Origin of the sequence: Flavobacterium panici (genome assembly GCF_024499525.1) — a bacterium.
In the GTDB taxonomy this organism is placed as follows: Bacteria; Bacteroidota; Bacteroidia; order Flavobacteriales; family Flavobacteriaceae; genus Flavobacterium; species Flavobacterium panici.
In genome coordinates, this window is record NZ_CP100437.1 from 3,957,305 (window position 1) to 3,971,530 (window position 14,226).

The 14,226-nt window shown below is 34.6% G+C and carries 13 protein-coding genes; 5 read left to right on the forward strand and 8 right to left on the reverse strand.

The genetic code is table 11. From position 1 onward, the window contains the following. Positions 1–24: 24 nt before the first annotated feature. The 6 genes from NLJ00_RS16680 to NLJ00_RS16705 form a co-directional block, all read right to left on the reverse strand. Complete coding sequence (locus NLJ00_RS16680) at positions 25–1,011, reverse strand: VOC family protein (RefSeq protein WP_256634632.1); 987 nt, start codon at positions 1,009–1,011, stop codon at positions 25–27. Between the two features lie 8 nt (positions 1,012–1,019). Then, a complete protein-coding gene (locus NLJ00_RS16685) occupies positions 1,020–1,655 on the reverse strand; it encodes an NAD(P)H-dependent oxidoreductase (RefSeq protein ID WP_256634633.1) in 636 nt (211 codons plus the stop codon). 63 nt (positions 1,656–1,718) lie between these two features. Beyond that, positions 1,719–2,576, reverse strand: coding sequence for an SDR family oxidoreductase (locus NLJ00_RS16690; RefSeq protein WP_256634634.1), 858 nt, complete (start codon positions 2,574–2,576; stop codon positions 1,719–1,721). A gap of 130 nt (positions 2,577–2,706) precedes the next feature. Continuing rightward, on the reverse strand, positions 2,707–3,285 hold the full coding sequence (locus NLJ00_RS16695; RefSeq protein WP_256634635.1) for a Crp/Fnr family transcriptional regulator: 579 nt from the start codon (positions 3,283–3,285) through the stop codon (positions 2,707–2,709). A 94-nt stretch (positions 3,286–3,379) separates the two neighbouring features. Beyond that, positions 3,380–3,829, reverse strand: coding sequence for a VOC family protein (locus NLJ00_RS16700; RefSeq protein ID WP_256634636.1), 450 nt, complete (start codon positions 3,827–3,829; stop codon positions 3,380–3,382). Positions 3,830–4,065: 236 nt separating this feature from the next. Beyond that, positions 4,066–6,057, reverse strand: a complete 1,992-nt coding sequence (locus NLJ00_RS16705) for a response regulator (RefSeq protein ID WP_256634637.1) — start codon at positions 6,055–6,057, stop codon at positions 4,066–4,068. A 315-nt stretch (positions 6,058–6,372) separates the two neighbouring features. Here NLJ00_RS16705 and NLJ00_RS16710 point away from each other — a divergent pair, with 315 nt between their 5' ends. The 4 genes from NLJ00_RS16710 (at position 6,373) to NLJ00_RS16725 (ending at position 8,819) form a co-directional block, all read left to right on the forward strand. Further along, on the forward strand, positions 6,373–7,017 hold the full coding sequence (locus tag NLJ00_RS16710; protein WP_256634638.1) for a GNAT family N-acetyltransferase: 645 nt from the start codon (positions 6,373–6,375) through the stop codon (positions 7,015–7,017). A 108-nt stretch (positions 7,018–7,125) separates the two neighbouring features. Beyond that, on the forward strand, positions 7,126–7,320 hold the full coding sequence (locus NLJ00_RS16715) for a hypothetical protein (protein ID WP_053470389.1): 195 nt from the start codon (positions 7,126–7,128) through the stop codon (positions 7,318–7,320). A 227-nt stretch (positions 7,321–7,547) separates the two neighbouring features. After that, complete coding sequence (locus NLJ00_RS16720) at positions 7,548–8,258, forward strand: hypothetical protein (RefSeq protein WP_256634639.1); 711 nt, start codon at positions 7,548–7,550, stop codon at positions 8,256–8,258. A 108-nt stretch (positions 8,259–8,366) separates the two neighbouring features. Further along, positions 8,367–8,819, forward strand: a complete 453-nt coding sequence (locus tag NLJ00_RS16725) for a hypothetical protein (RefSeq protein WP_053470390.1) — start codon at positions 8,367–8,369, stop codon at positions 8,817–8,819. An 86-nt stretch (positions 8,820–8,905) separates the two neighbouring features. On the opposite strand, the gene NLJ00_RS16730 is transcribed toward NLJ00_RS16725, so the two are convergent. Next, positions 8,906–10,126, reverse strand: a complete 1,221-nt coding sequence (locus NLJ00_RS16730; protein ID WP_256634640.1) for a DUF763 domain-containing protein — start codon at positions 10,124–10,126, stop codon at positions 8,906–8,908. 71 nt (positions 10,127–10,197) lie between these two features. After that, positions 10,198–10,755 (reverse strand): GNAT family N-acetyltransferase, encoded by a 558-nt coding sequence (locus NLJ00_RS16735; protein WP_256634641.1) that lies wholly within the window; start codon positions 10,753–10,755, stop codon positions 10,198–10,200. Positions 10,756–11,105: 350 nt separating this feature from the next. Here NLJ00_RS16735 and NLJ00_RS16740 point away from each other — a divergent pair, with 350 nt between their 5' ends. Then, complete coding sequence (locus NLJ00_RS16740) at positions 11,106–14,045, forward strand: Ig-like domain-containing protein (RefSeq protein ID WP_256634642.1); 2,940 nt, start codon at positions 11,106–11,108, stop codon at positions 14,043–14,045. The last annotated feature ends 181 nt before the right edge of the window (positions 14,046–14,226 follow it).

Consider the following 14,226-nt stretch of genomic DNA (forward strand, 5'->3'; position numbering starts at 1 on the left):
TTCAAGTTAAAAAGACTTAGATATTTATTTTTTTAATCCGTCGATAAAAATGTAAAGCGATTTAATTTTGTTGTTTTCTATTGCAAAAACATCCTGACCAGTAATGGTATCGGGTTTGCTTTCAGGACCAAACTGCCAAAAAAGGCGTGCAATATTATTATGAGTTTCAATTGGTTTTGCCAAAGAGAATTTAAATCCCGGATGTTTTTTCTGAAGATCATCAATAAACGGATTCAAGTTAGCAGTTCCGTTTAAAATAAAAAACGGATCTACAATATTCACATCTTCGGTATAAATCAGTTTGAAGTTTTTGGTTCTTTTTTCTACATTTTTTTCGCCCCAAGTTGCCAAATGCAATTGAAGTAATTTTTCTACTTCATTTGTCGGCGTAATTTTGGTTGTACTTGTGATAGCAAAAGATTCTCCGGCCAATTTTGGCGACCATAATTTAGTCTGCGGATTTTCTTTTTCATACGCTTTCCCGTTAGGATACGAAACCAGTTCAAACTGCGCTCCCCAAGGTGCTAAAAAATAAACCCAAAATTCGCCAGCAGTGGGTCCCGCAGTACTTACATTAGGATCACTCAAAATGGTTATCCCTTTTGATTTAAGATATTTTACGCTGTTATTAATATCATCAGTATAAAAAGCAGTATGATTCCAGCCAAGATCATCTCCGTAAGGCACTTCTTTATTTCCTTTTGGCGATTTGTATTCAAATAATTCAATATTAGCTCCGTCACCGGCTCTCAGCGATACGATTTTTTCAACCTGAGCATCAGAGTGAATTTTGTATTTTTCTCTCCACGCGTCATTAAGTTCAAAAGGGCCAATTTCTGTTACAGGCGTAAAGCCTAAAATATCTTTAAAAAAAGGTAAAGCCGTTTTCATGTCAGGAACCGTAATTCCAATGTGTTCAATGCCTTTAACTACAGGAGTTTGAGCAGATGTGTTTTGCGAAAATATAGTGGTTAGCGTTAACATATAGATTGTTTTATAAATTGTTTTCATTTGTTTTATCATTTTATTTCTGTTAGAAACTCTGAAATTGGTTTTCTAACCTTTTTTGCTTTTAAATTATAATCGTTGGTTTCGTCTCTGTAGCCTAAAGCCAAAAGCATGGAACTTCTTAATCCTTTTTCGGGCAATCCTAATAATTGATCTAATTGTGCAGGATTAAAACCTTCCATTGGTGTTGCATCAATTTTTTCGAGTGCGGCTGCAGCTACAGAAAGTCCAAGTGCAATATGTGCCTGTTTTGCGGCGTGATGGAAATTTTCTTCTTTAGTGAAATTCCCAAAGTGGCTGATGGCAAAATTCTTTTGACGTTCGGTTACGGTTTCTTCCTGATTTCGTTGTTCGTTAAGATGTTTAAAAACACCATTAATTCTTTCCGGCGTATAATTATCCCAGGCTGCAAATACCAATAAATGTGAAGATTCAACGGCTTGCGGCTGATTCATGGCGATAGGCAGAATTTGCTGTTTAAGTTCAGGATTGCTGATCGTGATGATTTCATAAGGCTGTAAACCAATTCCCGAAGGTGCAAGATGAGCGGCCTCAATTATGCGTTCCACAATTTCGTCAGGAACTTTCTGGCCTGTCATTTTTTTTGTTGCATAACGCCAGTTCAGTGCTTCTATAATAGATTTCATAGTAGTTTATTTTGAAGAGTGAATAAGGCTTTACGAGTTTTGCAAAGCCTTATTTTAATTGAATTAGTTGCTGTAAGCAGAAAGCCATTTCGCTTTAATCTCAGCTCTTGCAGTAATAAATTCCTGATCTGTTCCTTGTGCAATAGCGTCAAGTGGTAAACGCAAAGGGCGCGTACCTTTTTCCATGTTTACAAGAGACAAAATACCGTTGGCAATAGTTTGAGGATTCATATCGTATTGTGCCATTTTTCCATAAAAAGCACCACCAAGAGTGTTGAATTTAGCGGCAGTTTCTTCACCGTATTCGGCAATAATATCTGCTTTATCAGCCTGAAGACCTGATTTTTGACCGTTGTTCATTTCTGTTGGATAAACGCCCGGCTGAATACTTACGTTTTCAATTCCGAATTCGCTTAACTCATCCTGAATTCCTTCTGTAATACTTTCTACACCAAATTTAGAAGCTAAATAAGGTCCCATAAAAGGTAAAGTGTGTCCGCTTGCGCCAGAAGTAAGGTTGATAATCAAACCATTTTTAGCTTTACGCATACTTGGTAAAACGGCTTGATAGGTACGAATAACTCCGTAGAAGTTAACTTCAAACATGTTTCTGATCTGGTCTAAAGTCCATGATTCCCAGACACCATATCCGGCAACTCCGGCATTGTTAATAAGTACATCGATTGTGCCATGTTTAGCTAAAGTTTGTTCGAATGCTTTTGTTACCGACTCGTCGTTTGTAACATCAATATCAACTACTTCAACATTTGGCAAAGCTGCCAATTCTTTTGCAACGGCTTCGTTTTTACCGTTTGTTCCGCGCATACCTGCAATAACGGTATGACCAGCATTTGAAAGTGTGATTGCAGTTAATTTACCAAATCCTGTACTTGTTCCTGTAATAAAGATTGTTTTTGACATTTTGTATATATTTTAATTAGTGAAATATTTATAGTACAAAGTTGCGCCAGGAACACTCTTTAAGTCATTGATGTTTATTACAAAAAATCTTGACATTTATCAAGAGAATGGAAGAACGGGACGTATTGTTTTATTTTTTATAAGCTAATTTCCTTATTCTGCTTAAGGTTTCGGGGGTAACGCCTAAGTAAGAGGCCAACATATGCCTCGGAACACGATTGGCGAGCTGTGGATAAAATTCAAGAAAATGAAGGTATTTTTCTTCGGCGGTATAACTGATATCGGCCTGAATTCTTTTTTGCGTGGTATTCATACTCTTTTGAAGTATGCTGCTTATGATAGAACTAAAGGTTGGAATTTTTTCACAGATTTTATCGAAGTCGTCTTTATGTATTAAAAGAACTGTTGTGTTTTCGATGGCTTCGATATTTAGTTTGGAAGGTGTTTCATTTAATAAACTTTCACGATCGCCTGTCCACCAATTTTCGATTGAAAACTGAATTGTATGTTCGACGTTATCAGCGTCTACAGAATAACGTCTGACGCAGCCGTCGCAAATAAAAGCGTGAAAATTCCAAACATCGCCTTCTTTTAAAACCAGCTGATGTTTACGGAACTTTTTAACATTGCTGACAGATTCTATAAACGCCCATTCGTCATCAGACAGAACAGCTTTACTCTCGATATATTTTTTAAATACACTAAACATATTACAAAGATATAGTATTTATAAAAGGGTTAAATGAAATAAAAAGGCCGGAATTAATCTCTAATTCCGGCCTTTAATGATGATGTTATGATTGTTAGTTTCCGATAAGAGTATTAGTCTGGAAAATGTTTATTTTATTTCCGTCAACATCTGTAATCATAGTACATAACATTTTGTCTCCAGCCAGATATTGTTCTTTCCATACAAAATTGACTCCTTTTTCTTCGAGTTCTTTTGTAGCAATAGCTAAATCTTCAACTTGCAAAACAATTGATTTATTGCCAAGTGGAATTAAGTGGAGCGGAGCATCGGCAAATAAAGCTTCGATTCTTTCGGGATTCGGAATATTCAAAAGTTCGATACGCATTCCGCCAGCTTTTAGAATAGCGGCTTCTGCAGATCCGGACGGAATGGCAAATGTAGTACGGCTGACTAATTTGAAATTAAATATATCTGAATACCATTTAATGGACTGATCGATATTTGAAACCGTAAAGGCAATATTGTAAAGAGAGAAGGAGGCAAGTCCTGATTTATTTTCCATGTTTAGAAGATTTTAAAAATTTGTATTGTGGGTAATGCACTTTTATTATGCAAATTTCAAACAAATCTTATTTTAAAGCATTGACATTTGATATGAAATGGATTGATGTAGATCAAGAACATTTGATAAATTAATGATGGATGCGATAAAATAGGCAATTAAAAATTAAAAGCTGCCACTCAATATTTAATCTATGAATGACAGCTTTTAATTTTTAATCTTTAATTTTTTTACAGCTATTTAATATCCTTTAAAATCGCAATGATTTCGGTAATTTCACTGCGCAGGGTATTTATTTTGCCAACCGTTTCGATACTAAATTCTCCCAGATTGGCTTCTTTTTCAATAATAGAGACATAATTGCTAAGATCCTTCAGCAAAAAAATATCCAAACTGGATTTCATAGTATGCGAAATTTTTTTGGCAGTATCAACATCATTTTTATGAATGGCTTCTTCCAATTGCGTTACTTCATTCGGGATTTTTTCTAAAAATAAATGAATCATGTCTTGTCGAAAATCAGGATCTCCGCAGGAAACTTCATCTATAAAAGACAAATCGATATTTCGTTTTTGAGTAAGCGGAATATCTTTGTTCATTACGGTTTTTATTGCATCTAAAAGTACAGCCTGTTTAAACGGTTTTGGCACATAACCGTTCATTCCTTCCTGATAACAGCGTTCTTGTTCGCCAACCAAAGAGTGCGCTGTCATGGCTATAATAGGAACATTTAGCTTCATTTCATTTCTAATGTACTGCGTAGTTTGATACCCGTCTTTAACAGGCATCTGAAGATCCATTAGAATTAAATCATATTTGTTTTTTGATAATAATTGGATTCCTGCTTCACCATTTTCGGCAATATCCACTTCATAACCAAAGTTGTAAATAACGCTTTTTACCAATTTTTGGTTTAAAACATTATCCTCACAAAGCAGTATTTTATATTTATCCTGATTATGTTCCGGTAAAGTTGTTTTTATTTCTTCAACATCATCAGCTTTTTTATAAGTAAGAGTGAAGAAAAATTCTGAACCGTGACCCAGTTTACTTTTTACCTGAATCTCAGAATGCTGTAATTCAATTAATTGCTTTACAATATTGAGTCCAAGTCCAGTACCGCCAAATTTTCGTGTCGTGCTTTCTTCTGCTTGCGTAAAACGTTCAAAAATAGTTTTAAGCTTTTTTTCAGCTATTCCAATTCCGGTATCTTTAACAGAGAATCTAAGCGAGTAATTATCAGCAGTTTCAGCAGTCTTTTTTACAGAAACGGTAACTTCGCCTTCTTCAGTAAATTTAAGGGAGTTTCCGGCAAGATTTACCAGTATTTGATTCAGTCTTCCCTGATCGCCAATGACCATTTCCGGCATATCAGCATCCAGGAAAAGATTAAATTCGACATTGGCAGGAACTTTTACCTTTAATAAATCATAGATATGTTTAAGGGTATTTTTTAAGTTGAAAGGATGTGCATCGATAGTCAGGTTTCCCGATTCGATTTTGGATAAATCCAAAATATCATTCACGATTAAAAGCAGGTTTTCTTCTGCAATTTGGACACTATTAATATAATCGCGCTGAATGGCATCAAGCCTTGTTTGAGCCAGAAGATCCGTAAAACCAATAATAGCATTTAAAGGCGTTCTGATTTCGTGGCTCATATTGGCCAGAAAACTGTCTTTTGCTAAAACGGCGCGCTGTGCAATTTTTTTCTGCGCAGCAAGTTCAATATTTTTAGTTCTTAATTCGAGTTGATTGATAATATGCTTTGCTACAATCGAAAGTGCATTTTTTTGATTTTCATTCAGTTCTTTCGAAATATGATCGATCGCGCAAATAGTTCCAATATTATATCCATCTGGAGTTGTAAGCGGGATTCCGGCATAGAACCTAACTTTAAAACCATCGACTACATTAGGATCGTCTTTAAATCGTTCGTTTAAATGGGTATCGCCAATTTCAACCATTTCGGAATCTAAAATAGTATAACGGCAAAAACTAATTTCACGAGGAACTTCTGATACTCCAATTCCAATTTCAGATTTAAACCATTGTCTGCTCTCATCTATAAATGATATATGCGCAATAGGCACGGCACATATATAAGAGACCAGTTTGGTAGCATCGTCAAAGATATGGTCAGGAAGTGAGTCCAATATATTATAACGTTTTAATGCTGCTAAACGTTCTGTTTCGTTGTGGGGTAGAGGTTGTTGGGGATTGCTCATTCTAATGAAAAGTAAAATGCAAAAATAGAATAATATTAAATAAAACTTGCCAGCTTATTCTTAAATCTGTCTGTATCAGGAAGAAAATTAGATTATGATGTTTATGGATACTATTAAATCAAAATGATAAAAACGTATCATTTTGAGAAGTATTTTATAAACGGCACTATTTTGTGTTTTTAATGTAAGATGCTTATAAACAGATAATAATATTTGATTTTGAATTGTAATACTACAATTGGTCTCTAATTTGGAAGACGTGTTTGAATTATAGAATTACGCTTTATTACTAAATTAAAATGCGATAAATCAAATATGAAAACCCAAGAACCGCCCGTAGATTTTTCAGACAAAGATTTTCTGTCTGCCTCCATTTTAGATAAAACCAACTTATTTTCCCACAATCAAAACCCTGAAGATTCAATTGAATTTTGGGTTGAAACTGCTAATGCTGACCATATTTTTTGGGTTCAGGAAATTTGCGACATGACATTATCATCTGCTTTAGCGCGCGGAAGTGGTATTTCCGGACGGTCACCGGAACTTCTTAAGGAAAAAATTGAAAAAGGTGAAGCGGTTATTGCTTTTGCATTAGACGGAAGATGGGCCGGTTTTTCTTTTATTTCTTCGTGGGATAATGGCCGGTTTGTTTCAAATTCAGGTTTAATAGTAGCTCCGGAATTCAGACATACCGGACTTGCCAAAAACATTAAAAGAAAAATTTTTGAATTAAGCCGTCAAAAATATCCCGAAGCCAGTATATTTAGCCTTACCACAGGTTTGGCAGTAATGAAAATGAATCACGAACTTGGTTTTGAGCCCGTTACTTATTCAGAATTAACTACCGATGAAATTTTTTGGGAAAACTGTAAATCCTGTGTCAATTGTCCGATATTAAGCAGTAAAGAAAGAAAAAACTGTTTATGTACGGCAATGTTATATGATCCGAAGAAACATTAAGATTTAGCTTGTTTGGTAAAAAGTAAGATCCTGTAACTTTTAAAAATGATTATATAAGTGTTTGATTTTGAGTTTAAGTAATTTTAATAAAATTTAAAACTTAGAGTTATGAACGCAAAAAATCCAAATCCGAATAACACTCCAAAGAGTGGTTCTGATAATCGAAGTGACATGAGAAAACATCAATATAAAGATCATGATGAAGTTTTAACAAACGACGAGAAGTATGATGTTGATACTCATAAATTTAAAGGTAAAGAACCTGATTTTGACGATAAGTTGAACAACGAAGAAAAAAAATAATTTTAAAACGTCTCAAATTCCTGTTTGAGACGTTTTTATTTTGACTTCATAATAATTGTTTACTAACAATAATGACAATGCTTTGCTAAGTATTCAACCAGAGAGCAGTTTATATTTGTTAATAAATTTTGCGAAGTAAAAAAAACTATGGTTTGATTTTTATAGATTTGCAAATCTATAATTTCCAAAAATTAGTTTTTTGGAAACAATTATAAAAGCCAAAGACAATGAAATCCGTTACCTCAATATTTTTATTTTTAATATTCGGTTATTCAAATTGTTACTCTCAATTGAGCTCAGATCAAATATGGGAAAGCTTTAAACAAGGAGAACGAACCAACTGCTCATCGATTGCTTTAATCAAGGCCGCTTTAAATATTTACGGGTTAGACAATCTTTTTGTAACTCAGAAAATAAACGAAAACGAGCAAAAAATTACACTAAAAAATAATGCTTCCTTTACTCTAAAAAGTACTGAACTCGATAAAGCGAGATTTTCTGCCGGTTTTGTTTTGATTAAAGATAATTGTGAGGCCGAAGCCATAACAGACTATGCAATACTGGCTTATGCAGTAATGGCAAAATACAAACAGATTATTGATAAAGATGCCACTTTTGATAAAGCACTGGAAGATTTAGAAGATGGTGAAGTTTATACACCAACTATTTATAAATATCTGGGGTTTGAAAAAGGCAAACAAATTCAAAAATTAAAGCGACAATCCGGAAATGAATTTTGCGGTGTTGTGGCTTGGTCAAACGCACATGCCGTGTTTGTTTGCGAAGAATTTATGGATTATTACGGCAATAAAAAGAGTATTTGGATAAAATATCCGGGAAGATTTAGAATTATAAAGTCACCAGACGATATAAGAAACAGTCATCAAATCGCCGAAATTCCTAAAGATACTCTTACTTATGATGACGAAATTGAATGATATTACACTCATTGTTAAAGTTTTCTAAAAAAAAGAAATGAAATAAGTTGTGATTTAAGTTAATTTATATATTTTTGTCACAACCAACAACTAATTTACATCTACAAAATGAAGAGCAAAATTATACTATTATGTGCCCTTTTCTTCTTGACGACTGGCGCTATCATGGCACAAGCAAAAAATGCCCCAAGAAGTATTATCAGTACAACAGCCTTAATTCGTAAATACCACGATCAAAAAGAATTAAGCGGTATGCAAAAAGGTGAACTTTTAGAATTGTACATCGAGCGTATTAAAGTTTTAGTGAAAACTCTTCCTTACATCGCTTTGGTTACAAAACCAGGAGTTACTATGGCAGATTTAGGTATTCCAGACGATGGAGACCACAAAAAAATCTTAGATAACCAAGCAATTGGTACTTCTACTTTCTTAGATACTACAGTAGAATTTCAAAGAAAAATGATGCCTTACTCTGATAAAGGAAACCTTATCGCAGCAATTTTATTCTACGAAAACACATTAAAGTCTTTACACGAATTCAACGACTTGAACGAAATGTAATAAACATACAAGTTTGAAAAAACTTAAAAAACTCCAAAGTCATTTGATTTTGGAGTTTTTTTTATGCTGTTTTTGAATCAGATATTTTAAAATAATTCCAATTGATTATTGGGATTGTAAGGTTTATTTTTTGGAGGTTTTGCATCGCCAAAAATAGTTCTTCCGCCATATTTATAAGATTCATCACGTTCTTTTTGAATCAAAGCATCAAAATTAGCATTGGGCGTAAAGCTTTCTTCGGCTTTTCTGGAGATTTCAGATAGTTTTTTTATCGCGTCTATTTTATCACTGTTCCCAATTTTAGCCCGATTGATGGCTCTTTGTAAAGTATCAATTGTTTCATCGTATATTTTTACAGGAACAGGAAACGGATGTCCGTCTTTTCCGCCGTGGGCAAATGAAAAACGTGCAGGATCTTCAAATCGGGTAGGAGTGCCGTAAATAATTTCACTAACCAAAGCTAACGACTGCAAAGCTCTTGGTCCCATGCCTTTTAAAAGCAATAATTCCTGAAAATCTTCGGGTCTGTTTTCGTGAGTTGTCCACAACATTGCCCCAAGTCTTTTCATATTCACATCTTCCATTCTAACATCATGATGCGCGGGCATAGAAAGATATTGCATTTCCTTCATGATTCTTGCCGGAGATTCTTTCGATAATTCTAAAATACCTTCTCTTGATTTTTCGGCCGCCTGAGCCGTAAGATTTAAAATAGTACCTTGATTTTCGCCATAAATAAAAGTATGAGGTTCATTTATAAATGATTTTAAATCCTGTGAATGCCAATGGTATCTTCTGGCTGTTTTAGAATCAGGATTCATTCCCTGCTGAATAACCGCCCATTGTCCTTTATTATCGACAATAAAATTATGCTGGTACAATTGAAATCCGTCCTGAATAGCCGTGTTGTCTACTTTAGCCGTAAGTTTGCTGCAATTGGCGAGATTGCTTCCGTCAAGTCCTGTTTTTTCGCCTACAAATAAAAGTTCCTGTGGTGTTAAAAGCGAATGTTTTCCTTTGCCGCCACAAATATAAATTCCGAGTTCTTTTGAATGTGGATTTACCGATTTTTTTAGTGCTCCAAGAACAGAAGTTGTAATTCCGGACGAATGCCAGTCCATTCCCATAACAGCTCCAAAACTTTGAAACCAAAAAGGATTGCTGAGTTTACTTATAACTTCGGAAGTTGAAAATTCCATAGCAATTGTTTCTACAATTGCAAAGCCAAGTTTAGCCATACGTTCAGATAGCCATAAAGGAACTTGCCCATAATGTAATGGAAGATCTGCTGTACCGGAACGTTTCATGGAATATTGAGTTTTTACAAAAATACGAAAAAAGACGTTAGTAATAGTTTGTTGTTCAAACCATTGAAGAACTACTTTTTATCGTCCCATTCTTTTTTTAGCATTGCATATTGAAATTCGCTTCCCCATTTTCCTTTAAAAAATATATTTTCAATAAAATGTCCTTCTTGTCTAAAACCAATACTTTTTAGCAGATTAATTGAAGCAATATTTTCTGCATCAACGATTTCGACTACGCGATGTATTTTTATTTCATCAAACAAAAATGATAAAATCCCCAAAAGAACTTCTTTAGCGTAACCCTTTTTTTGTTCCAGATGTGAAACCGTGATTCCTATTTCGGCAATTCTTGGATCATATTCGTCAAGTTTTATGGCGCAGTCACCAATAAGTTTTCCTGTTGTGCGATTTTCAATTCCGTATTGAACCCATTCTCCGGCTTTACCAAAATACTTACTCGAATTATCTGTAATAAAATCTTCTGCCTGTTCCAATGTCATAACATCAAAACCCTGATATTTTGTAACTTTTGGATTGGAACGATAAATAATAAAGTCTGATAAGTCAGATAATGTTAAATGTCGAATAATAAGCTGCGGAGTTTCTATATGTAAAGGTTTCTCGATCATTTAGTTATCTAAAGTTTTAAGATGAATTTTGATTAAATGAAAGTAGGCCAATTTCATTGAATTTACAAATTGGAAAAAAAATAATTATAAAAAGCGAATGTCATTATAAATGAGACCTAATTTTTTTATATTCTCATTTTCAGAGCCTTAAATTATCAAGTTTGCATCTATATTTATTCTTGATTTTTTATTTTCTTAAAAATTATATATAATTGATTGTTAGGTTTTTATGCAAACGAAATCGTTATATAAGTCTTGATTTTTTGTCAACCTTTTCTTTAATTTCTTTTTTAAGTATAGTTTCGTTATGCCCTTATCTTAAGGCACTAACTATTTAAAAACCAAAACTTATGAGAAACAAATTACATGCTATTTTTTTTAAAAGAGACTGCCATATTATACTATGGATTTTTTTCGTTCTCTTAACTTCAACTTCTTATGCGCAGAGAGGCTATTATGATGCGCCGTATAAAAGATACGAAGCTAATTTAGGCCAATTGTCAAATGGCGCTTCTGTTACTTCAAAATCATATGTACAATCTGATCTTCAATCAGAAGCTTCAGATCAGCAATGTGTGAACTTGTCTGCTACAAATGCTACAGTGCAATGGACACTTACAGAAGCTGCCGACGGACTTGTAATTCGTTACAGCGTTCCTGACGGACAATCGGGTACTGTAGGTATTTATAACGGAAACACAAAGCTTACAACGCTTACTTTGACTTCTACCTGGTCTTGGGAATATTTGTGGAGTAACGGAAATCCGAATAATAACGGAATCACGAATCAAAACCCAAGAATGCGTTTTGATGAAGTTCGTTATAAACTTCCTGCTAAAATTGCTGTTTCGGGAACTTTAAAAATTGTGAGAGAATCAGGTAACATTCATTTGGATTTTGCAGAGATGGAACCAATTCCAACAGCGGTAACAGCTCCGTCAGGCGCTGTAACGTATAGCGGAAACGGAAGTGATCTTCAAACTTTTATCGACGCAAACGGCGGTAAAAAAATCTTTGTTCCAACTGGTGTTTATAATGTAAACCGCGAATTGTATTTTGGTTCCGCAAACACTTCCTTAATTGGTGCCGGAATGTGGTATACTCAAATTAATTTTACCAACACAAGCAGTTTAAACGGTGGATTGCGTGCCAATGCCAGTAATATTTCATTTACCGATCTTTATTTGACGACAAACTCGGCTTCAAGAAGTAACTCTTATAAAGGGATAAATGGAGTCTTTACAAGCGGTTCAATCGTAAAAAATATTTGGACAGAACATTTTGAATGTGGCGCCTGGATTGCACAATACAATACCGGAGGACCTGCAATTGCAGATGGATTTACATTATCACATTGTCGTTTTAGAAACAATTATGCGGATGGAATTAATCTTTGTAAAGGAACTGCAAACTCAGTTGTAGAGCATTGTAATTTCAGAAACAATGGTGATGATGATCAGGCGATTTGGTCTGCTGACGGATTGGAATGTATCAATAATACGTTTCGATATAATACTTCCGAAAACTGCTGGCGTGCTTGCGGTCTTGCTATTTACGGAGGAAAAAATAACAAAGGCTACAATTTGATTATCAAAGATAACCTTGAAGCAGGTATCAGAGTGAGTAATAATTTTCCGGGAGCTCCATTTAACAATGACGGAATGCACGAAATTCACGATATTACGGTATCAACCTGCGGAACTTTTAATGATACGTACAATAATCCTGTAGCGGCTGTAGATATTTTTAGCGCTACAAATGCCGGATCTCAGGTTAAAAATGTACAGCTTTATAATATCGATATTAATGATTCAAGAAATGATGCGATTTCTATCAGTAAAAGATCAGGTGATGGAATTTATAATCTTTCGTTTAAAGACATAACGGTTAACGGAACGGGTAAAGAATATCCAAACAATAATGCATTGAACAGAAACTGGGGAAGAGGTTACTTCGTACTTATTGCAGGTTCGCCTAGCGGAAATGGTACGTATTGCAATATGAATTATTCTAACAGAGGTGGAAATGCTGCTGCAAATGAAGAAATTAGTGCCATTGGTTCTTTTTCATGGACACAAAGCAGTAATTGTTCTACTATAAATGTTCCGGTTACGGGCGTTACCATTTCGCCAACAACAGCTACTTTAGGCGTTGGCGCAACACAGCAATTAACTCCAACTGTTGCTCCGGCAAATGCTACAAACAAAAACGTAACGTATAGTTCTAATAATACGGGCGTTGCAACTGTAAATAGTTCAGGTTTAGTTACGGCAGTTGCTTCGGGAACGGCAACTATTACGGTGACAACACAAGATGGAAATAAAACGGCTACAGCTGTAATTACTGTAAATTCATCAAATATTGCGGTTACAAGTGTGAGTTTGAGCCCAACATCTGCAACATTATCTGTAGGCGGAACACAGCAATTAACGCCAACAGTTTTGCCATCAAATGCTACAAATAAAAACGTAACGTATAGTTCTAATAATACGGGCGTTGCAACTGTAAATGGTTCAGGTTTAGTTTCAGCAGTTGCAGCAGGAACCGCTACGATTACAGTAACCACTATAGACGGAAATAAAACAAGTACAGCAGCAATTACGGTTAATGCTGCAACAGGAAATTATTTCACGATTAAAAACAGATGGACTGGAAATTATTTATATGATGCCGGAGCCAATGTTGGATACGGAGCAACTGTTGCCAATAACAATTACAAATGGGAAAAAGTTGCAGTTGACGCCACTTTTTATATCTTAAAAAATGTAGGTACTGGCGATATAATGAACATTGAAAACTTAACCGGAGCGGTGCAATGTACGGCAGGATCAACTGGCTGGTGGAGTGCACAATGGTCAAGCGAAAATGTAGACGGAACTTACGTGAGAATTAAAAACAGATGGCAGACAGGCGCTATGATTCATATTGAAAACCTAAATGGTTCTGCCCAATATAACGGAGGTCAAAACAATTGGGAAAGTGCACAATGGCAGTTTCAATCGACTTCGACATTAAAAAAAGCTAATGTTGAAGCAGCAATAAAAGTTGAAAATGCTGTAGTTAATATTTATCCAAATCCGTCGATTAATAATGAATTTAATGTTGTTTTACCAGAATTAGAATCAGGTGATTCGGCAACTGTAACGGTTACAGATATTAACGGAAGAAAAGTTTTGGTAAACAAAATCAATTCTTCTGCAAAAATCAATCATCATTTAGCTTCTGGAATTTATGTGGTTACCATTAATTCTAATGCTTTTAATGTTTCTAAAAAGTTGATTATTAAGTAATAAATTAGAATTTTATGTAAAGGTTTAAACTTTTACAGTTCAAATTCTTCCTCTTTAAAAACGATCAGATATGTTTTATATCTGGTCGTTTTTTGTTTTCTCTAAATATTTTCTCCATTACTTTCAAAATACAGAATTTCTTCAAAATTGGTTTTCAACTTTGCCTAATAATTTAATTGTT